The organism is Tildeniella sp. (genome assembly GCF_059505325.1).
Genome location: NZ_JCACKI010000076.1, coordinates 69808 through 91186, shown reverse-complemented (window position 1 = coordinate 91186; position 21379 = coordinate 69808). Strand labels below are relative to the sequence as shown.

Here is a 21379-nt window from a genome sequence, read left to right as displayed (position 1 = left end):
CCTTCGGACTGAGAGACTTTAAATGCACAAGCAGAACGCACAAGATTATTGAGATGCCAGGAAATGTCTGCACGTCATCTATCCTAAGACAGACCCGCTAGGGTGTCTTGTTTATCCATAATAGGTGCTGATTATACTTCTAAAGTTGTACTTAGGTTGATCGCTGTTCTAGCGATCGGCGAAAATGCATTAATACACGTTTCGATCGCCCTCTCTTCTGCTAAAAGGATCACGTCATGCCAACTGCACAAGCCGCCACTGACACCGATACTCTCGACCCAAAACAGCTTCTGAGAATTTTGGCAGAGGTGAAGAAGGGTAACTTCTCGGTGCGGATGTCGATCGACCAGACGGGCATCGCAGGCAAAATCGCTGATACGCTCAACGACATTATTGACATGAACGAGCGGCTCACCAGTGAGCTAGAGCATATTGGCACGGTGGTTGGCAAAGAGGGCAAAATCAATGAACGTGCCTCGCTCGGCAGTGCCAAAGGTTCCTGGAAGGCGAGTGTGGATTCCGTCAACACGCTGATTACCGATCTGGTGCAGCCTACAGCAGAAACGGCACGGGTGATTCGAGCGGTGGCAAATGGGGATCTCTCGCAGACGATCGCCACCGAAATTGAGGGCAGACCCTTGCAAGGGGAGTTCCTTCAAACCGCGCGCATTGTCAACACGATGGTGGATCAGCTCAACTCCTTCGCCTCAGAGGTGACGCGGGTGGCGCGGGAAGTGGGAACCGAAGGCAAGCTCGGCGTGCAGGCAGAAGTCAAAGGCGTTGCGGGCACCTGGAAAGATCTGACCGACTCGGTGAACTCAATGGCTGGGAACCTGACGGCACAGGTGCGGAACATTGCCGAAGTGACAACGGCTGTGGCAAACGGCGACCTCTCCAAAAAAATCACCGTAGACGTAAAGGGCGAAATCCTGGAGCTGAAAGACACCATCAACGTCATGGTGGATCAGCTCAACTCCTTTGCGTCAGAAGTCACGCGGGTAGCGCGGGAGGTGGGTACGGAAGGAAAACTGGGCGTACAGGCAGAAGTGAAAGGCGTTGCAGGCACCTGGAAAGATTTGACCGACAGCGTGAACCTGATGGCAGGCAACCTCACGGCGCAGGTACGAAACATTGCCGAAGTGACGACGGCTGTGGCAAATGGCGACCTGTCCAAAAAAATTACGGTGGATGTCAAGGGCGAAATTCTAGAGCTAAAAAACACCGTCAACATCATGGTGGATCAGCTCAACTCCTTTGCCTCTGAGGTAACGCGGGTGGCGCGCGAAGTGGGTGCCGATGGCAAACTGGGCGGGCAGGCGCAAGTCCGAGGCGTGGCAGGCACCTGGAAAGATTTAACGGACTCCGTGAACTTCATGGCGGGTAGCTTAACGGCACAGGTACGGAACATTGCCGAAGTGACAACCGCTGTGGCAAATGGCGACCTCTCCAAAAAAATCACAGTGGATGTGAAAGGCGAGATTCTGGAGCTAAAGAACACGATCAATACGATGGTGGATCAACTCAATTCCTTTGCGTCAGAAGTCACCAGGGTGGCGCGAGAAGTGGGTTCCGAAGGGAAGCTGGGTGTACAGGCAGAAGTGAAAGGCGTAGCGGGCACCTGGAAGGACCTCACCGATAACGTGAACTCGATGGCAGGCAACCTCACCGGGCAGGTGCGGAATATTGCAGAGGTGGCAACGGCGATCGCCAACGGCGACCTGTCCAAAAAAATCACGGTGGATGTCAAAGGCGAAATTCTCGAACTCAAAAACACCATCAACATCATGGTGGATCAGCTCAACTCCTTCGCCTCCGAGGTGACACGGGTAGCGCGTGAAGTGGGTTCCGAAGGGAAACTCGGCGGACAGGCAGATGTAAAAGGCGTAGCAGGCACCTGGAAAGACCTCACGGATTCCGTGAACTTTATGGCAGGCAGCTTAACCGCTCAGGTGCGGAACATTGCCGAAGTGACGACCGCTGTGGCAAATGGCGACCTCTCCAAAAAAATCACGGTGGACGTAAAAGGCGAAATCCTGGAGCTAAAAGACACCATTAACGTGATGGTGGATCAACTTAACTCCTTTGCCTCTGAGGTGACGCGGGTGGCGCGAGAAGTGGGTTCCGAAGGGAAACTGGGTGTGCAAGCAGACGTGAAAGGCGTTGCAGGCACCTGGAAAGACCTCACCGACTCCGTGAACTCGATGGCAGGCAACCTCACGGCACAGGTACGCAACATTGCCGAAGTGACGACTGCGGTGGCAAATGGCGACCTCTCCAAAAAAATCACCGTGCAGGTGAAAGGCGAAATTCTGGAACTCAAAGACACCATTAACGTGATGGTCGATCAACTCAGTTCCTTTGCCTCTGAGGTGACGCGGGTGGCGCGAGAAGTCGGAACGGAAGGGAAACTGGGCGTACAGGCAGAAGTCCGGGGCGTTGCAGGCACCTGGAAAGACTTAACGGACTCCGTGAACTCGATGGCAGGCAACCTCACGGCGCAGGTACGCAACATTGCCGAAGTGACGACCGCTGTGGCAAACGGCGACCTCTCCAAAAAAATCACCGTGCAGGTCAAGGGCGAAATTCTGGAACTCAAAGACACCATCAATGTGATGGTGGATCAACTCAGTTCCTTTGCCTCTGAAGTCACCAGGGTAGCGCGGGAAGTAGGCTCCGAAGGGCGACTGGGGGTACAGGCAGACGTGCGTGGTGTAGCAGGCACCTGGAAAGATCTCACCGATAGCGTGAACTTCATGGCAGGCTCCCTCACGGCACAGGTACGCAACATTGCGGCAGTCACAACGGCTGTGGCGAACGGCGACCTGTCGAAGAAAATCACCGTGGATGTGAAGGGCGAAATTCTGGAACTCAAAAACACCGTCAATACGATGGTGGATCAGCTCAACTCCTTTGCCTCTGAAGTGACACGAGTGGCGCGAGAAGTGGGCACCGAAGGAAAGCTGGGTGTACAGGCAGAAGTGAAAGGTGTAGCAGGCACCTGGAAAGATCTGACGGATTCCGTGAACTTCATGGCGGGTAGCTTGACGGCACAAGTAAGAAACATTGCCGAAGTGACGACCGCTGTGGCAAACGGCGACCTGTCGAAGAAAATCACGGTGGATGTGAAAGGTGAAATTCTAGAGCTAAAAAATACCATCAATACGATGGTGGATCAGCTCAGTTCCTTTGCATCTGAGGTGACACGGGTAGCGCGGGAAGTGGGTTCTGAAGGAAAACTCGGTGTGCAGGCATATGTGCGCGGAGTGGCTGGCACCTGGAAAGACCTCACCGACAACGTAAACTCGATGGCGGGGAACCTCACAGCCCAGGTGCGGAACATTGCCGAAGTGACGAAAGCGGTGGCAAACGGCGATCTCTCCAAAAAAATCACGGTAGATGTGAAGGGCGAAATTCTCGACCTGAAAGACACCATTAACGTGATGGTGGATCAGCTCAACTCCTTCGCCTCTGAGGTCACACGGGTGGCGCGAGAAGTAGGCACTGAGGGCATTCTGGGAGGTCAGGCAGAAGTGCGCGGCGTTGCAGGCACCTGGAAAGACCTGACCGACTCGGTGAACTTCATGGCAGGCAACCTGACCGCGCAGGTACGAGGCATCGCCAAGGTGGTGACAGCCGTGGCAAATGGGGATCTGAAACGCAAGCTCATGCTCGAAGCGAAGGGGGAAATTGAAACCCTGGCAGACACTATCAACGAGATGATTGATACGCTGGCAACCTTTGCTGATCAGGTGACAACGGTAGCCCGTGAGGTGGGGATTGAAGGGAAGCTGGGTGGACAGGCAAAAGTCCCCGGGGCATCAGGAACATGGCGTGACCTGACGGACAACGTAAACGAACTGGCAGCGAATCTCACGACCCAGGTACGCGAAATCGCTGAGGTGGCAACGGCAGTGACAAAGGGCGACCTGACCCGATCGATCTCCGTAGCCGCAGAAGGCGAAGTGGCAATCCTGAAAGACAACATCAACCAGATGATTGCCAACCTGCGAGAAACGACCCAGAAAAACACCGAGCAAGACTGGCTGAAAACCAACCTGGCGAAGTTCACGCGGATGCTACAAGGACAGCGCGATCTGGAGGCTGTTTCCAAGCTGATCCTGTCAGAACTTGCCCCGCTGGTATCAGCCCAGCACGGGGTCTTCTACATGATGGAAAGCAGCGACCTGCATCCTCCGTACCTGAAGCTGCTCAGCACGTATGCGTATCGAGAGCGCAAACATCTGGCAAATCAGTTTCACCTGGGCGAAGGTCTGGTAGGACAGTGCGCGTTGGAAAAAGAACGGATTCTCATTACCGAAGTGCCGAGCGATTACATCAAAATCAGTTCCGGCTTGGGCGAATCAACCCCACTCAATGCAGTCGTCTTGCCTGTGCTGTTTGAAGGACAGGTGACAGCCGTGGTTGAACTGGCATCCTTCCGCCGCTTCAGTGAAATTCACCTGACGTTCTTTGACCAACTGACGGAAAGTATCGCGATCGTCCTCAACACGATCGCCGCCAGTATGCGCACCGAAGAACTGCTGAAGCAATCGCAATCGCTGGCAGAAGAACTGCAAACGCAACAGAGGGAGCTTACCGGCACTAACCAGCGGCTGGAGCAACAGGCGCAATCCCTGACTGCCTCCGAAGAACTCCTCAAAAACCAGCAAGATGAACTTCAGCAAACCAACGAAGAGCTAGAAGAAAAAGCCGAACTGCTGGCAATGCAGAATCAAGAAGTAGAGCGCAAAAACCGCGAGATCGAACAGGCACGACAGTCATTGGAAGAAAAAGCCGAGCAGTTGGCAATGACCTCCAAGTACAAGTCTGAGTTTCTGGCGAATATGTCTCACGAACTACGCACACCGCTTAACAGTCTGTTGATCCTGGCGCAGCTACTGGGCGATAACAATGATGGCAATTTGACCGCTAAACAAGTCGAGTACGCTCGCACCATTCATGCCTCTGGTGGCGATCTGCTCACCCTGATTAACGACATTCTCGATCTGGCAAAGATCGAGTCGGGTACGATGTCAGTAGAGATTGACCAGACGCTCTTCACTGACATTCGCAATCATGTGGAGCGCACCTTTCGTCAAGTCGCCCAAAGCAAACGCTTAGACTTCCAAATTCAGCTTGATGAGCGTTTGCCCCGCGCAATGTCTACCGATTCCAAGCGCCTTCAGCAGGTATTGAAGAACCTCCTGGCAAATGCGTTTAAATTTACTGAGCAAGGAGAGGTTAGTCTACAGGTCAGCGTTGCTACGAACGGTTGGAGTCCCGACCAACAACGTCTGAATCAGGCAGATACCGTGATTGCGTTTGCTGTTCACGATACGGGTGTTGGGATACCATCGGCGAAGCAGCGGGTCATTTTTGAGGCATTCCAGCAGGCTGATGGCACCACGTCTCGCAAGTATGGCGGTACTGGCTTAGGTTTGTCGATTAGCCGCGAGATTGCTCAACTGCTGGGTGGCGAGATTCGGCTAGAGAGTGAAGCAGGTCAGGGCAGCACGTTTACGCTGTATTTGCCGCAATCCTATGTCGTCGCCGACGATCGCACCCAACCGTTTGATCCGTCCCAGGCTCAGCTAGCCGGGTTTAGAATACAGCCTGGTAGCTTAGTGAAACCTGCGGCATGGCATCCGACAGCACTATCTGCAAGCGGTCAATCGTCTACGGTAGCGCTAGAAGAACCGATCCTCACGTCGCTTCTGGCTGAACCCGCGATCGACGACGATCGCGATACCATTCAACCCGGTGATTGCGTTCTCCTCATCATCGAAGATGACCTTGCGTTTGCTCAGATCCTTCTGGATATGGCACGTCAACACGGCTTCAAGGGGCTAGTTGCCGTGCGGAGTGATGTGGGGCTGGCAATGGCACAAGAGTTGAAACCAACCGCCATCATGCTCGATGTGCGGTTGCCCGTGATGACGGGCTGGGCTGTCCTTGATCGGCTCAAGCATAATCCGGCGACGCGGCACATTCCGGTGCATATAATGTCGGTTGAAGAGGGGCAGAAGCGTAGCCTACAGCTAGGGGCGATCGCCTTTGTGCAAAAACCTGCCAGCAGCGAAACCCTCTCAAAAGCGCTGAACGATATCAAAGCGTTTGTGGAACGTCCCATTAAATATCTACTCATCGTCGAAGATGATGAAACTCAACGCCATAGCATCGTTGAACTCATTGGCAACAGTGACGTGAGAAGTACAGCGGTGGGCACGGGTGCAGAAGCCTTAGAAGCACTCCAGACAGGGCATTTCGACTGTCTAGTTTTGGATCTGGGGTTACCTGATGTCACTGGCTTTGAACTGATTGAACAGATCAAACAAATACCCGACCTTCAGCGCCTACCCATCGTCATCTACACAGGCAAAGAACTAACCGCTCAAGAAGAAACGGAACTGCGGCGGATCTCCGACACGATCATTGTCAAAGATGTGCGATCGCCCGAACGGTTGCTAGAAGAAACGGCGTTGTTCTTGCATCGAGTACAGGAAAACCTACCCGATTCCCAGCGTTTGATGCTGGAGCAACTCCAGCAAACCGATCCCGTTCTTGTCGGTAAGAAAGTGCTGATTGTGGATGACGACGTGCGCAATATCTTTGCACTCACCAGCATGTTGGAACGGTATCAGATGCACGTGGTCTATGCCGAAAATGGACGGGATGGTATCACCCTGCTGCACAATGATCCTGACATCAACCTTGTGCTCATGGATGTCATGATGCCAGAGATGGACGGCTACGAAACAATGCGTGCGATTCGCCAGTTAGAAACGTTTCGCACCTTGCCCATGATTGCGCTCACAGCCAAAGCCATGAAGGGCGATCGCGAAAAATGCATCGAAGCCGGGGCATCTGACTACATCACCAAACCAGTCGATATGGAACAGTTACTGTCGCTACTGAGGGTTTGGCTCTACGAGTAGAAATGTCGTTGTATTCTCGTCTTCGAGGCAAACAGCCTTTCGTGGGTTATTCTCCGTTTGCGATAAAATTGCGAGAAATTTGTCGTGTTTTCAAAAGATGACAGAACTTTCACGTTCGTTAAGTGTCCAATCAGCGAATCTGCGGCGACAGCCGAAACAACAGCGCGGTAAAGAACGGGTCGAAAAATTTTGGATGCGGCCGCAGCAGTCTTTGATGAAGTGGGCTACGAAGCAGCAACGACCCACCTGATCGCTGCCAAAGCAGGCACGGCGATCAGCTCTCTCTATCAGTTTTTCCCTGACAAACGCAGCAGTCTTTGATGAAGTGGGCTACGAAGCAGCAACGACCCACCTGATCGCTGCCAAAGCAGGCACGGCGATCAGCTCTCTCTATCAGTTTTTCCCTGACAAAGCTGCCATTTTTAAGGCAATGGAACTCCGTCATGCTGAACGAGTAAAGTTGCTGTATGCCCAGGCAAACGCATCGGGAATGGTGCATTTGCCGCTGCGACAACGGTCAGCAGTCAGCAGTCAGCGGTCAGCGGTCAGCAGCAAAAACGAATCTGTAGGGCGATTTTATAGAATTGGTATTAGGACGGGGTGTAGGGGTAGAACCCCCTTCGGCTTGAACGCTGTTCGGCTGAGCGCTCGCTTCGAAGCTCACGTCGAAGCTCAGGTCGAAAGCTGGCTGAGGGCAACGCCCACACATCCCTTTTGATCCCAATATCCTAAGCGTCTTGGCGACAGCTAGATCACCACAGCACATCGGGAAGGGGAGGCTGAACAACAGGGGTATACGCTCGATAGCCACTGTTATAGCCATTAGTGTAAGCCTGCTGTTCTGTGGCGCTGACCAAGCCCAGAAGGCTAATACCCCTGCCAGCATCCTGAGGAAAGTTTGAGCGAGCGTCCGTATAGCCGTCCTGATAGCCTTGCTGCCTCAACTGAGTGAGTCTTCCAGGAGAAGTCGTTGGCGACGGCGAGGGTGACGGTTGTCGTTGATAGCCAGCATTATAAGCGTTGGTATAAATCTGTATCTCCGTGGCATTCGTTAGCCCTAAGGCAGCAACGCCACTGCCAGGATTGGCTGCAAATCCTGATTGAGCATCGGTAAGCCCATTCTGGTACCCAAGCCGTTGCAGTTCGGCTCTACGGTCAGGCGAAATCGAGTCAGTTGGCGACGGTGAGGGCGAGGGCTGTTTGCCTTGAGTGTAGCCCCGGTTGTAAGCATCTGTATAAATTTTCTGCTCAGCCGGATCGGTCAAATTCTGATTCGCAATGCCGATCGCAGGATTAGAGGGAAACCCACCCATACCATCCTCATAGCCATCGCGGTAGCCCTGATCGTCTAACTGGTTTTGGCGATCGGAAGCAAACCGTTGGGACTTAGGCGGGAGTGCCGTAGTCTGCCTGGATGATTGGGGGTTCGCTGCTGGCGCTGAGTTTCTTGCTGATGGTGTCGTTGTAGTGGTAGTGCAGCCAGTGGCGAGGCATAATGCAACCGAGAGGATGGCAGTCCTGATCAACGTTAGTTCCTTTGATGGGGTTATCTGATCCGCCCAACCTGGATTGAAAGGGAACGCACTATGCAATTGCGTCACTGTTAGCTTCCAAGTCTAAGAGTGAGCAGCCAAGGCAAGCTTGTAAACTCTTTCCTGCTTCAATATTCCACCAAGGCGGCATTTTTGGAACGAATTTTTTGCGGCTGGCACGATCGCACGGTGAGGCACCCGATTTGGAGCCGCTTGCTTCACTAGATCAAAAATACCATCGGCAATAAACGGGAAGGGTTTTTCGATTACTTCGCCACACATCAGAATTCACTATCGTAGAAAACAGTGCTCAGAAGGCAACATAGGGTAGGATGCTTGTCATTGTTCCTTCTTGGATTGCCTACTTGCTTGTGAACGATCGCGCTCGTTGGCTTTTGCCCGTTTTGTCTCCGTTTTTGGCGATCGCGGCTGCGTTAGTGGTAGGTGCAGGACTGATTGCGATCGCGGGAGTCAGCCCTCTCAAAGCCTACTCGGTTCTGTTTACTGAATCACTCGCTAACTACTACGGCTTTAGCAATACCCTGACTAAAACGGCACCGCTGTTGCTCACCAGCCTGGGTGTTCTGGTTGCCCTCAAAGCCGGACAGTTCAATATTGGTGGTGAAGGGCAAATCTACATGGGTGGACTGGGCAGTGCGCTGGTTGGGCTTTACGTGCATGGCTTGCCCCCTATCATTCACGTCCCCCTTGCGCTACTGGGTGGCTTTCTCCTGGGAGGCTTATGGGGCTTGATCCCCGGCTATTTGAAGGCAATGCGAGGCGTAAATGAAGTCATCACAACGCTGCTGCTCAACTACATTGCCCAAAACCTGGTGAGCTATCTGGTCAGCAGTCCGATGAAAGACCCCGATGCGCCGACCCCTTATAGTGCCCTGATTGATCCGTCTGCCCAGTTGCCCATGATTCTGCCGCAAACGCAGACTCACGCAGGGATTTTGCTGGGAGTGCTAGTCACGATCGTTCTATGGGTCGTTTTTGCTCGATCGCCCCTCGGCTATCAGATTGAAGCGGTCGGACAAAATCCGATCGCGGCTCGTTATGCTGGGATTTCCGTTGAGCGCACCATCATGCTGGTGATGGCGTTGTCCGGTGGTCTAGCAGGGTTAGCAGGCTCTGGCGAAGTGATGGGCTTAAAGTATCGCCTGTTTGAGAACTTTTCGCCCGGTTATGGCTTTGATGCGATCGCGATCGCCTTTCTCAGTCGAGGTAACTTAGCAGGCGTACTCCTTACCTCTCTCTTCTTTGGTGCCTTGCGTGGAGGCGCGAACGTGATGCAGCGTAGCGCTGGCGTGCCCGTTACGGTTGTCTACGCCATTCAGGGACTCACTGTTCTCTTTATTGCCATTAGCCTTGTCCTGGAGCGAAAAGTAGCTGCTCGTCCGCAGCTTAGTACCCCGATCGCCACCACCACAAAAGCCTAACGCTGGTTTTCAAGGTCGCGCAGGTGTAGATCAACTTTTTTAGCCTTCATCCTTCATCTTTTATCCTTTTTCCCCCTTCCATGAACGATCTCGCCTTCCTCTCAGATTACCTCTCTGCAAGCCTGCGTTTATCGATGCCCTTGGCGTTTGCGGCATTGGGCGGGCTGTGGTCTGAGCGATCCGGCGTGCTCAACATTGCGCTCGAAGGAATGCTGCTGACGGGAGCTTTTGTGGGTGCAGCCGCAACGTTCTATAGCAATCAGAATGTCTGGTTAGGAATTGCAGCAGCGGTGATCAGTGGCGGGCTGGTGGGTCTGCTCCATGCATACCTGTGTGTCACTCTAAAAGTCAATCAATTGGTATCGGGGTTAGCAATCAACCTATCGGCAGCGGGTCTAACAGCCTTTATGTCGCGGATCGTGTTTAACAGCAGCACGACTCAAAAATTGCCGGGCTTGCCTGCGATCGCCCTTCCTGGACTGAGTCAAATTCCTATCCTGGGTCCGCTTCTCTTCAACCAAGATCCTCTGGTTTACCTGCTGCTGCTCTTATTGCCGCTAAGCACCTATCTTCTCTTCCACACCAGTCTTGGCTTGACTCTGCGCGCGGTTGGAGAGTACCCTCGTGCCGCCGATACAGCAGGCATTCGTGTGCCTCTAGTGCGCTATATCAGTGTGATGTTGAGTGGCTGTTTAGCGGCATTAGGAGGTGCCTATTTAGTGCTGGTGCATGTGAAGTTTTTTACAGAGGATATTAGCGCGGGTAAGGGCTTTATTGCGCTGGCGGCGTTGATTTTTGGGCGCTGGCATCCGGTGTATACAGTCCTTGCCTGTGTGCTGTTTGGCGCGACTGAGGCGCTACAACTGCGAATTCAGGCGTTTAATCTCAATATCCCTTATCAGTTTTTAGTCATGTTGCCGTATGCGATCGCGCTATTGGCAATGGTCGGCTTAGCAGGCAAATCAACGCCACCAGCAGCTCTTGGTATCCCTTACAGCAAGGAAGGTGTCGGTGAATAGCGCGATCGTCCAGCGTTTCTACAGTGACGGAGTTAACATTTCTTAAAGTATTTGAGCGTAAAAAATTCTGTTTTGTCAAGATGAGATGAGAATGCAAGCTATTAGTGAATCAGCCAGTTTTCAGGCATGTTGACGTGCTTCTTAATGCACCCTCATAGTCGATTGATTGTTGATTCAATGCAATTGTCTTTTCATTCACCCGCTACGTTAGGCAAGCTTTTTTGTCAACCGTGGTCATAAACGTTAAACCGAATTGTTGGCAAAGATCAGTCCTGGTCATCGTCAAACGTTGCCGGAGTAACCCGTTACCAGCAAATGTCCAGGCGTTTTTGACCGTTGATCAAAGTGAGACAGACGGAACTTAGTTACGCATTCAGGCATACCTTGATGGGCACGGCAACGTGCTGTAGCAGTACGAATTGAGCCTCTTTGGTTTGTTGCATCGTGAAGGCACTACCGAGGTTGAACAGCACAATGTTCTGAAACCTTAAGCGTCACTCAGCTTCCTTCTTAGTAAAAATTAAGTTTTTTGCTATATATTTAGAGCGAACTCGGTGTGGTGGTTAAAAGGAGCAAATGAATGGAGTTACGTAAGACAGCTTTAGAGGTTTTGGCAGAAACTAGCCGAACATTTTATATCCCGATTAGCCGACTCCCTGTGGGGCTACAAGAGGCGGTGGCTTCGGCGTATCTCTGTATGCGAGCGATCGATGAGATTGAAGATCACCCCGACCTCGATAACCCCCTCAAGGCTCAGCTTCTACAAGCAATTAGCCTTTCGTTTCAGGCGGCAGACGGTATCATTGACGAGACCAGCCTGGAAACGCTCCTCATCACCCATACAACGCTGTTGCCAGAAGTCACTACACGTATCGGCGAATGGGCTGCGTTTGCACCGATCGCGATCGCGCCCCGAGTCTGGGATGCGACCGCTGCAATGGCAGACCGCATGGCATATTGGGCAGAACATAACTGGACGATTAAGACTCAGGCAGACCTCGATCGCTACACATTTTGTGCCGCAGGTGCTGTCGGGTTACTTCTATCTGATCTGTGGGCATGGTACGACGGCACAAAAACCAATCGTAGTCATGCGGTCGGCTTTGGGAGAGGCTTGCAGGCAGTCAACATTCTGCGTAATCAATCAGATGATTTAGTGCGCGGTGTGGGCTTCTTTCCTGACGGTTGGCATCAGGACGAAATGTACGCTTATGCGCGTCGAAACCTGGCACTGGCAGATGCGTATACTGCCGCCTTGCCACCCGGTCCAGCGCTCGATTTTTGCCGCCTCCCTCTGGGGTTTGCCCACGCAACCTTAGATGCGCTGGCACAAGGTGAAGCGAAGCTCAGTCGAACCAAAGTGCTGGCGTTGGTTGAGCAATTGACAGGTATCAGCAAGTAAGCATAGACAACGCGTCAGAGCCGCTTATCTGTCGCCAGTCTATGCTACTTCTACCATTCCACTGCTTACTGAGTAGGCGAGGGCAATTAAGTTGAGCGATCGCTTGCGGCTCTTGTTAGCACCAGCAACCAACCCATAGCGGCTCTATCTGCCATCTCTGGAGCATTGCCAGGGAGCAAGGCAACCGCGACTCACTTCCACAGACTCTTAATCTGGTAACCGCCGCTGGCGCAAGCGGGCAAGACCTAACCCACCTAAACCAAGCATTAACCCTGCTACCGTTGCTGGTTCTGGCACACCTGCCGCTGCTACCACACCGATCGGTCGCTCCAGGCTGCTGCTTGTAAACAGACTGCCAGAGAAGGTATCCGCGCTACCCTCTGCGCCGCTGTATGCCAAAACCGAGCCAATGTTTTGATTGGCTGTATCAAAGCCGATCGCATACAAATCATTGCTGTTAGCGCCTGTTCCAAAGGTCAGGCTGCCAATGAAATTACTACCAGGAGTGCCAGGAAGCGTGCCTGTGTAGTTGGTAGACAACACACTGAGAAGATTGCCCGCCAGATCATATTGACGGATGCCGCCCGCAAAATCACTCACATAAAGACTGTCTTCCGTCGGTGCAAGTGCCAGTCCCAGGAGACTGATGAAGCCTGGGCTTTCTGGTAGCAGCGCTGGTTGATCAGCAAACACACTGGGAGTCTCGGTGGAAGCTAAACCTGCCACCTGCTCTGGGCTATAGCGTAAGACCTGACTGGCATAGAGAAAACCCAGATCGCCCGTTGCAGTATTGACGGTGCCTTCGGTCGTGACGTAGAGACTGCCATCCGGTGCAAACAGCAGCCCATTGGGACCATTCAACCCGTTAAGCGTCCCCAGCCCACCGTTGTTGTCGGAAGCAAAAACACCCAGAAAGGCACCGGTCGTACCGTCGTACCGCAAAATCTGATTGGTACGAAAACTGCTGACAAAGAGACTGCCATCGGGTGCAAACGCATTACCGTAGGGACGAGCCAAGCCACCACCAGAGGCTGCTACGCCGAGAAACTCGCCTGTGAGACTGTAGCGCAACACCGCAGAATCTTGAGGATAGGCAGGAGCGAATAAATTGCCGCCACTATTGCCGCCACTGCTGACATAGAGACTGCCATCTGGTCCAATCGTCAGGTCATCGGGCGATCGCAAGCCACCGAGTCCAGGAGTGATAAAGTCACCTTGAAAAGTGCCTGTGCTTTCATCAAAAACAATAATAGTGTTGCTGTCGCTATTGCCAATCAGCAGCGCAGCGTCAGCTTTAGCAGCAAAACCAACGAGCGTAAAAAGACTAAGAAAAATGGGAACGTGCAGACGCATCTTCATGAAGCTTACGTATGGGTACTAACGGCACACCCATTTTCTGGAGCCGTGCCTAACAGCACTGTGTTGGCAGTTACAAAAAAGCCGTATTTCTACGTACAATCAGCTTAGTATGAAGTTTTCGTAAAGTAGGGCGAAAAAACTTGTGTCGATCGCTCATCGCCAACTTGGGCATTAATTTGCCCTCCTTCATTCGATCAAGCAGTAACACTGAGGCACAGACGCATCGCTTCTTTGATGCTTATCGCTGCAACGCCTTGTACACCAATGAGGCTACTTCAGCTCTGGTCGTGACTTCGTTGGGATTAAGTCGTTGAGGACTGGCATCATTCAGCACCAACCCCGCTTCTGTCGCTGCTGCAATTTTGTCAGTGGCATACTTAGGAATCTGTGCTGCATCTTCATAGCGATTTAACACTTGATTTGCTGGCGACTTGGCTTGCAGATTCAAACCTGTAGCTAATGCCAGCAGCACTTGCAGCCTGGGAATTTGGCGGTTGGGCTGGAAGCTACCGTCCGGAAAGCCACTCATGAAGCGAGTCTGTGTTGCTTCGTTAATCGCTTCGATCGCCCCATTGTTGGGCTGCAAATCGTTAAACTTAAGCGCTGCACGACTGGCTGGCTGATTAAACGCACGTCGAATGATCCCTGCAAATTCTGCTCGTGTAATGGGCTTGTTCGGCTGGAATGTACCGTCAGGAAACCCATTTAGGATACCTTGAGCGCTTAATGCCGCGATCGGCACACTTGCCCAATAGCCGCTTGGTACGTCAGCAAACTGCTTTGCTGGTGTGGCAGGGGATGCCTTTGGTGAAGGAACAACTGCCGCGTTCGGAACCGCTACCACCAATGGCGCTAATGGCAGTGCTGGAGTTGGGCTTGCAGGTGCTTCACTGGGTACAGGCGATGGCACCGTTCTGGCTGATGTCGCGATCGATGGCACCGCTGCGACTGGCACAGAGGGCGATACCGATGGTGCTGGTGGCGGAACCGAGGCTGTAGGGGACTGAAGGAAAGGCACACCCATGCCGTCGTCTTTGTGTGTAATCGACCAGAAGAAGATCGCCCCGATGCTAGTGAGCGCCACAAACACAGCGATCAGCTCATCGGCACTGAGCCGCTTACGGTCTGATTGAGGATCAGGAGAAGGTGTCATTTGAGAGAGGTTGCTAACCAACACAATACACAGCTAATCCTAAAGCAGACTGACGAAAGTTGATCAGCCGCTACCCTAAAAAGCCTAAAAGATTGTCGATGGGGATCTCGGTTCAGAGAAACCGGGTTTTTAAATGCCCTCAAGCAACGCCATACAGTCGCTAAGAAACCTGGTTTCTAGACCCGCTGAGGGTTAACAGTAGCTTCATTTCGCTCACCGTAACTCCACGGTTGTAGTGCCCATGGACGATACAAGAGACTAAAGATGCTGATATTTACTGCTGAAAGGCTCAAACCAATGCTGAGATTGCCGCAACGTGACGCTCAAACGCTAGGGAAAAGTGCGATTTGCCTCGTTTCGCCCAGTGGGGAAGTGACCGTTATCCAACTTGATCAAAGTGTGCCCACAAAAAAGCGGGAAGCGATCGCCCATTGATCATTTCGCTTGTTAGATTCGCTTGACAACCAGTAGGCGATAAACCGCATCACACAGGCTTACCTTCCATCTACTGAGCAGTCTGCATTAAATACGGTAAATCGATAGATTTACTATAGTATTATGGAATGCAGTTGAACTGTAGTCGATAGTGAGAATCAGAAGCATGACGATCGGAGAACCTTATAGAGCGATACCCCTTGAGCTTCGGCTCGATCGTGCAAAGAGACGTGACACTCACGGCTTTGCAGGCATCATGCTGACAAGTACTTCCATGCTGAAGTGGAGTTGGTGGCACATACGATCGTATGTGCCGATCGTGTGCCTCTTACTACTGGCGTTAGGGAGTTTGATTGTGCTGCAATGCCACTGGCTGTATCGACGGTTCGCGCACGTCTCCATGCGAGAAAAAGAAGCACTCAAAAATATGGGCTGAACGTATGACAGCGCCTGTAAAAACACTACCCTGACGTGCGCGACGACACCAGGATCATTTTTTGGCTGGTTTTGCCGGACAGGGCGAAGTGAACGGCTCCTGAGCAAAGTCTTCGAGTTGCACCGATTGCAATAGTCGTGTCCAACTTGTAAGCAGGTTCTGGTCTTGGGGCTTGGTGCAGCGTTCTTGGGCAAGGGTGGCGATCGCGTCCTGCCAGATGCCATTGTTGGCATAAATGGTCGGGCGATCACGTGTACTCGCTTTTTTCAGTTGATTCGTTAAAGCAGTGGCAGGTTTGACTCTCTGCACAACACCTTCTACAAAAGGGTTGATCGATGGCTGATTGGGATCGCACAGAATGGAAAACTGCCAGTAGTAGTCTTTCCCCACTGTTAAAACAGACGTTGCCACACTTTTTGGTACGTTGAAGGCGAGTACGCCTGCGGTCTCTGGCAAATTAAGCGTGGTTCTGTAAAGGGTGCGATCGTTTTCATCTAGTAGAGCAAATTCGGCTGTTTGGGCGGTTGCTTTAGGCACATACCAAAAAAACGTGGGGCTATTCGACACAGTTGCACTAAACCTATCGGTTGGGGTTAAGGGCATCAGCAGTTTGGGTCCACGCAGGCAAGTGCCTCGTGCCCCTGCACCTTCCCGCCGTCCGAGAACGTCACGTTGGGGCGGTTGATATTCCTGAGCGATCGCCAGCGGTGGCATACCACAAACCGCGATGCTGAGCACAGCAGACAGGCAAACAGCCAGTAAGGTTCGATCATCGTTTTTCTGAAGCATGTGTCGCTGGTTCTAACCGTTACAAATAGGTGACTCTACGAATGCACCGCAGTAAGACCTGTTCTAGCTACTGGTTAAAGACTCCACCTTACAAAATTTTCTGTGGTAATGCCCCTATCGACTTTGAATATAGCCTGTGAAGAGGCGATCGCTTACGGGGTGAGATCGAAGCCGATCAAGAAGCAAAAGCCATTGCTCAACGCACCAAACAAAAGAGAAAAAAGCCAGAAAAGCGCAAATAAAGGTATGACGGTGATGGCGATCGCACGTCAAATTATAAGCATTCGCTAGCAGTTGAAACGTTGAGTTCGATGCTTTAATTTAACTTGTGAAGTGAGCGATCTTACTACTCAGTTAGTGTGAGCGTTAATGAGTTCTGTCCAAAAGTTGAGACCCCATGTATCAGAATTTCAATGGTTTGACCAGGGCGTAGTTTTGTTGGCGTAGTACCAGAGAAACCTTTTGGAATAATTCCATAAGTAACTGTGGAAAGCTCTAACTCTTCATCGCTCGACCCATAAGGAGCTGAAATACTCCAAATAACCTTACGTTTTTTGGGGTCTAAGAACTCAATTGAGTAAATTGCAGCAGGATAATTACAATTATTACCGCTTGCTAAACTAACTAGGAGATAGCTAGCGCGAGTGTCAATTACCTTAGAGCACATTGGAGGCGCAGGGCATCCTGCCAGAAAAACTATTAGTAGTAGCACGAGAAAGTGTGATCGATTCATAAAAGCTTAGATTTGTTCCTTCCTCTGTCGTCAGCAAAAACTTGAGTTTCATTGGTTTTAGATCTTGTTCAACGCTGGCATGGCTAAAGTATGCCCATCACAAAACACTCAACAGCAGGGATGAGAGACTCAGGCGTATAATTGACGCAACGAGAAATGGTTGCGTTGGCTACGCCTTCCCATGCAAATCATCACCTTAACTGGAAAAATCGATACGGATGGACATCTTCGACTGGATGTTCCCACTTCATTTGCATCAGGCGATGTTGAAGTTGAAATTACCATCCATCCGATTCGTACAGAGCAAGACTCCGCTGCAACTTACGACTTTTCAGATCTGGCTGGCACACTCCGCTGGCAGGGCGATCCAGTAGTGGCGCAGCGAAACTTACGCGATGAGTGGTGAACGCTATTTACTGGATACGAATGCGATCATTGCACTTCTGCAAGGTAATCAGCGTTTAATACAACGGTTACAGACGGCTGCGTGGATTGGTATTTCCATCATCAGCCAATTAGAATTCTTAGCGTTCACTGAACTATCCGAAAGCGAACGTCAAGCCTTCAGCCAATTTCTACAACGGGTTGAAGTTGTCGGGCTTTCCTCAGATCAAACTCGCTTGATTGAACAAATTGTTGCGGTGCGGCAGCAGTATCGTGTGAAGCTGCCCGATGCCGTGATCGTCGCTACTGCCATGCAAGCAGAAGCAACGCTGGTTACAGCCGATCAACAATTACAGCATCTTGCGGGCTTACTAGCAGTTGACTGTTCTGAGTAATATGTGGACGGCTTCTGTAGATTGGTTTGAGCGAGTTAGCGGGGCATCTTGGTGACTATTCTGACGATATATCGTGATACTTTTTGATATATCGTATACTCGAAGAAGTTGTTTAGTTTTTGACTCATGTTTAGACATTTTCGCTCTCACTTTCACGCCCCCGCATGGGCGATCGTCGATCTGGAAGAACCGATCGTTCAGCACCGCTTTCAGCATGGCAGGCACGATCGCGGCAAACGCTTTATGGAAGATCTGTTCGGTTTTGGCGGTGATGAACCCCGGACGCGCCGAGGAGACATTAAGTTTTTGCTGCTAGAACTTCTAGCCGAACATCCCAGTCACGGTTATGACCTGATCAAACAAATGGAAGCGCGCTATGGTGGCTTCCGTCGCCTCAGCCCCGGTTCGGTTTATCCCACACTGCAATTGCTCGAAGACGGCGGCTACGTTACCAGCGAAACCACTGAAGGCAAACGGGTTTACACTATTACCGATGAAGGTAGGCAATTCCTGGCAGAACGGACTCAGCAGGCACCGTCCGACTCTCCCTGGGATACGTTTAGAAGTGCTGCTGCCAGCAAGCCGCAAGAGTTTAACCAGTTGCGACAGTCGGCGACTGAGCTAGCAGGTGCTGTCATGCAAGTGGCTCGTAGTGGTAATACCGATCGCATGAATCGGGTTCGTGAATTACTCGATCGCACGAAGCGGGACATTTACGCGCTGCTGTCTGAGGAGTAGGGCGATCGCTTAGAACGTTACAATTGCCACCCCTTCCTGGCAACGCTTACAGTCTGGCTCGTCAGGAAGGGTATCTAAAGGTAGTTGCCAACCACCATACGATTCAGGAATAACAGTTAAAGCAAAGCACTGAGTTTGCTGGGACGCAGAAGGGGTTGTCCACGGACGCTCTTGCCTTTCTGCTGTTGATCCGATTTGCTGTTGATCCGATCGTGTGAGTACAGACTGTATGATTTTTTTGACCTTAAAGCTTGAGACTCTCTTTGCCAGCCAACTTGCTACGGATGGTGTGATCAAGCCGTTAGGTCACCATGAGTTGCTGTTAGTACTCCTGCAACTAGCTGTCCTTCTGCTAGTCTCGCGGGGCTTAGGCGAACTGATGCGTCGGGTTGACTTACCGCCTGTAGTCGGTGAGTTGTTAGCTGGCGTTTTGCTAGGACCCTCACTGCTGGGTTGGACATTGCCAGCAGTGCAAGCGGCGATTTTCCCCAACAGTCAGGCGCAGTCAGATTTACTCGCTGTGGTTTCCTGGCTCGGTGTGCTGTTTTTGCTCATTGTTACCGGGCTGGAAACAGACCTCAATCTTATTCTGCGGAAAGGTAAAACGGCGCTGCTAATTTCACTGGGCGGCATTATTGTGCCGTTTAGCACTGGCTTTGTGTTGGGCGAGTTGCTGCCAGACAGTTTTTTAGCACAACCCAATGAGCGCTTGATTTTTAGCCTGTTCATTGCTACGGCGATGAGTATTTCGGCAGTGCCAGTGATTGCCAAAGTGCTGATGGATTTGAATTTGATTCGTCGGGATATTGGTCAGATTACGCTGGCAGCCGGGATGACGGATGACACGATCGGCTGGATTTTGTTGTCTGTAGTGGCGGGTTTAGCCAGCAGTGGTCATTTTGATCTCAGCACGGTGTTCAAGTCGGTGATCGGTGCGGTGCTGTTTCTCACGATCGCCTTTACGATCGGGCGTACCGTTGTTGATCAGATTTTGCGCTGGGTAGACAACCATATTGGTGGAGCCACTGCTAGTTTGTCGATCGTCTTAGTGCTTGCCCTTTCTGCGGCGGCTCTGACTCATGCTTTAGGCATTGAAGCGGCATTAGGAGCGTTCGTGTTTGGCATTCTCGCAGGGCAATCCCGACGCTTTAGCCGTGAAGCGGGTCACACGCTAGAGATGATTACTGCTGGCTTCCTGGCTCCAATTTTCTTTGCGGCAGCGGGGTTAAAGGTTAATTTGCTGCAACTTTTGGTGCCACAGACGTTGGTAATTGGCTTGCTGGTGCTGGCAGTCGCCTGCGTCGGTAAATTTGTTGGAGCCTATTTGGGCGCTAAAGTCGGCGGCTTATCTCATTGGGAAAGTTTGGCGCTTGGTGCTGGTATGAATGCCCGAGGCGCGATGGAAATCATTGTCGCCACGATCGGTCTGTCGCTAGGTGTACTCAATCAGCAAATGTATTCCATCATCGTCATGGTGGCGATCGTCACATCCTTGATGGCACCGCCCTTACTGCGCTGGACGCTCTCAAAGGTAGAGATTGGTGAAGAGGAAGCCGATCGCCTACAGCAAGAAGAACAAGACAGTCGCAGCTTTATCAAGAACGTTAACCGCATTTTGATTCCTACCAGTGGCGGTCCAAACGCCCAATTGGCAGCCCAACTGATTAGCAGTCTGGCTCACCAAAACGCAGTAGAAATTACAGCCCTGTACGCCTTGAGTGACAAGAAGCCACCACGTCAGGCAGTTGCCACAACGATCGCCGTCAAAGATACGGCTGCTGATGCGGCTCTGGTGGCGATTACAGAAGCGATGCAGCTACCTGCAACCAGTACCCTACAAACCAAAGTAGAAGCTGGACGCAACAAAGCAGACGTGATTTTGCAAGAAGCCCGCAAAGGCTATGACTTAATTGTGCTGGGAGCCAGCGAAAGTAGGCGTAGCGACAGTCTGTTTAACCTGTTGGTCGATCGCATCGTTCAAGAAGCGCCGTGTGCGACCCTGGTCGTGAAATCTCATCTACCGCTCCAACAGGGCGAGACCTGCGCCACGAATCCCCCAGACATTCGCCATATTCTGGTGCCCACGATCGGCTCAGAATACAGCAACAAAGCGGTGGAAGTTGCCAGTGTGCTTGCTGCTCAAATGAACGCGGTCTTGACGCTAGTACATGTCATTAACCTGCCACAGGTAGAATACATCTACAATCAGCAAACCTTAGACCCGGTGAAAGACATTGCGCTCCAGATTGTGAAACATCAGGCAGACATTGCCCGGAGCTTAGGGGCAAACGTTCAGTTTCGCCTGCTCAAGGGGAGCAGCCCAGAGCGCGAAATTCTTAAATTTGCTCATGCAGAACAGGTAGGCTTGATCGTCCTGGGCAGTAATATTCGCATGATGACCGGACGCATTTTTTTTGGTCATGGTGTCAATGCCATTCTGAACCAGGCAAATTGTCCTGTTGCTGTGTTGAGTTCTTGAAGCAGTCTGTTACAGTCACTCTGCTCCTATACCTTTATAGGAGCAGAGTGACTGTTTGTGCCATTTTTGCTCGACTTGCGCTGTCTGGGTGGATCATAGTTGTAAAGCTTACATGCTTAGATTGAGGCATCACCCCTTGGCGATCGCT

The 21379-nt window shown here is 51.7% G+C and carries 17 protein-coding genes and 1 pseudogene; 13 read left to right on the top strand and 5 right to left on the bottom strand.

The window, feature by feature from the left end:
• Positions 1-236: 236 nt before the first annotated feature.
• The 3 genes and pseudogenes from AC5JO6_RS28440 to AC5JO6_RS28430 all read left to right on the top strand — a co-directional run bounded on the left by AC5JO6_RS28440 (position 237) and on the right by AC5JO6_RS28430 (position 7653).
• The gene (locus AC5JO6_RS28440) at positions 237-6935 is read left to right on the top strand and encodes a HAMP domain-containing protein (RefSeq protein ID WP_496084420.1); all 6699 of its coding nucleotides are present in this window, start codon (positions 237-239) and stop codon (positions 6933-6935) included.
• 97 nt (positions 6936-7032) lie between these two features.
• Positions 7033-7241: pseudogene (locus tag AC5JO6_RS28435) on the top strand (TetR/AcrR family transcriptional regulator); the annotation flags it as partial.
• 19 nt (positions 7242-7260) lie between these two features.
• A complete protein-coding gene (locus tag AC5JO6_RS28430) occupies positions 7261-7653 on the top strand; it encodes a helix-turn-helix domain-containing protein (protein WP_496084419.1) in 393 nt (130 codons plus the stop codon).
• Between the two features lie 34 nt (positions 7654-7687).
• Here AC5JO6_RS28430 and AC5JO6_RS28425 read toward each other — a convergent pair whose 3' ends face one another.
• The gene (locus AC5JO6_RS28425) at positions 7688-8461 is read right to left on the bottom strand and encodes a hypothetical protein (protein ID WP_496084418.1); all 774 of its coding nucleotides are present in this window, start codon (positions 8459-8461) and stop codon (positions 7688-7690) included.
• Positions 8462-8551: 90 nt separating this feature from the next.
• On the bottom strand, positions 8552-8749 hold the full coding sequence (locus AC5JO6_RS28420) for a hypothetical protein (protein WP_496084417.1): 198 nt from the start codon (positions 8747-8749) through the stop codon (positions 8552-8554).
• Between the two features lie 50 nt (positions 8750-8799).
• Between AC5JO6_RS28420 and AC5JO6_RS28415 the strand changes: the two genes are divergently transcribed.
• The 3 genes from AC5JO6_RS28415 (at position 8800) to AC5JO6_RS28405 (ending at position 12330) form a co-directional block, all read left to right on the top strand.
• Positions 8800-9909 carry an ABC transporter permease gene (locus AC5JO6_RS28415; protein WP_496084416.1) on the top strand — a complete coding sequence of 370 codons (1110 nt, stop codon included), beginning with the start codon at positions 8800-8802 and terminating at the stop codon, positions 9907-9909.
• An 80-nt stretch (positions 9910-9989) separates the two neighbouring features.
• Positions 9990-10928, top strand: coding sequence for an ABC transporter permease (locus AC5JO6_RS28410; RefSeq protein ID WP_496084415.1), 939 nt, complete (start codon positions 9990-9992; stop codon positions 10926-10928).
• A 580-nt stretch (positions 10929-11508) separates the two neighbouring features.
• The gene (locus AC5JO6_RS28405) at positions 11509-12330 is read left to right on the top strand and encodes a squalene/phytoene synthase family protein (RefSeq protein WP_496084414.1); all 822 of its coding nucleotides are present in this window, start codon (positions 11509-11511) and stop codon (positions 12328-12330) included.
• Positions 12331-12537: 207 nt separating this feature from the next.
• On the opposite strand, the gene AC5JO6_RS28400 is transcribed toward AC5JO6_RS28405, so the two are convergent.
• Positions 12538-13689 carry a PEP-CTERM sorting domain-containing protein gene (locus AC5JO6_RS28400; protein WP_496084413.1) on the bottom strand — a complete coding sequence of 384 codons (1152 nt, stop codon included), beginning with the start codon at positions 13687-13689 and terminating at the stop codon, positions 12538-12540.
• 238 nt (positions 13690-13927) lie between these two features.
• Positions 13928-14842, bottom strand: a complete 915-nt coding sequence (locus tag AC5JO6_RS28395; RefSeq protein WP_496084412.1) for an S-layer homology domain-containing protein — start codon at positions 14840-14842, stop codon at positions 13928-13930.
• Positions 14843-15139: 297 nt separating this feature from the next.
• Here AC5JO6_RS28395 and AC5JO6_RS28390 point away from each other — a divergent pair, with 297 nt between their 5' ends.
• Together AC5JO6_RS28390 and AC5JO6_RS28385 are read left to right on the top strand one after the other, a co-directional pair.
• Positions 15140-15277, top strand: a complete 138-nt coding sequence (locus AC5JO6_RS28390; protein ID WP_496084411.1) for a hypothetical protein — start codon at positions 15140-15142, stop codon at positions 15275-15277.
• A 166-nt stretch (positions 15278-15443) separates the two neighbouring features.
• Complete coding sequence (locus AC5JO6_RS28385; RefSeq protein ID WP_496084410.1) at positions 15444-15713, top strand: hypothetical protein; 270 nt, start codon at positions 15444-15446, stop codon at positions 15711-15713.
• Between the two features lie 54 nt (positions 15714-15767).
• Here the strand turns inward: AC5JO6_RS28385 and AC5JO6_RS28380 are convergent, their stop codons facing one another.
• On the bottom strand, positions 15768-16502 hold the full coding sequence (locus tag AC5JO6_RS28380) for a DUF928 domain-containing protein (RefSeq protein ID WP_496084409.1): 735 nt from the start codon (positions 16500-16502) through the stop codon (positions 15768-15770).
• A 108-nt stretch (positions 16503-16610) separates the two neighbouring features.
• Between AC5JO6_RS28380 and AC5JO6_RS28375 the strand changes: the two genes are divergently transcribed.
• The 5 genes from AC5JO6_RS28375 (at position 16611) to AC5JO6_RS28355 (ending at position 21231) form a co-directional block, all read left to right on the top strand.
• Entirely contained in the window at positions 16611-16793 is a 183-nt protein-coding gene (locus AC5JO6_RS28375; protein ID WP_496084408.1) for a hypothetical protein, read from the top strand.
• Between the two features lie 623 nt (positions 16794-17416).
• Positions 17417-17641, top strand: coding sequence for a hypothetical protein (locus AC5JO6_RS28370; RefSeq protein ID WP_496084407.1), 225 nt, complete (start codon positions 17417-17419; stop codon positions 17639-17641).
• Positions 17631-18014, top strand: a complete 384-nt coding sequence (locus tag AC5JO6_RS28365) for a type II toxin-antitoxin system VapC family toxin (protein ID WP_496084406.1) — start codon at positions 17631-17633, stop codon at positions 18012-18014. Before AC5JO6_RS28370 ends, AC5JO6_RS28365 begins: the two co-directional genes overlap by 11 nt.
• A gap of 126 nt (positions 18015-18140) precedes the next feature.
• Entirely contained in the window at positions 18141-18752 is a 612-nt protein-coding gene (locus AC5JO6_RS28360) for a PadR family transcriptional regulator (protein WP_496084405.1), read from the top strand.
• 229 nt (positions 18753-18981) lie between these two features.
• Positions 18982-21231, top strand: coding sequence for a cation:proton antiporter domain-containing protein (locus AC5JO6_RS28355; protein ID WP_496084404.1), 2250 nt, complete (start codon positions 18982-18984; stop codon positions 21229-21231).
• The last annotated feature ends 148 nt before the right edge of the window (positions 21232-21379 follow it).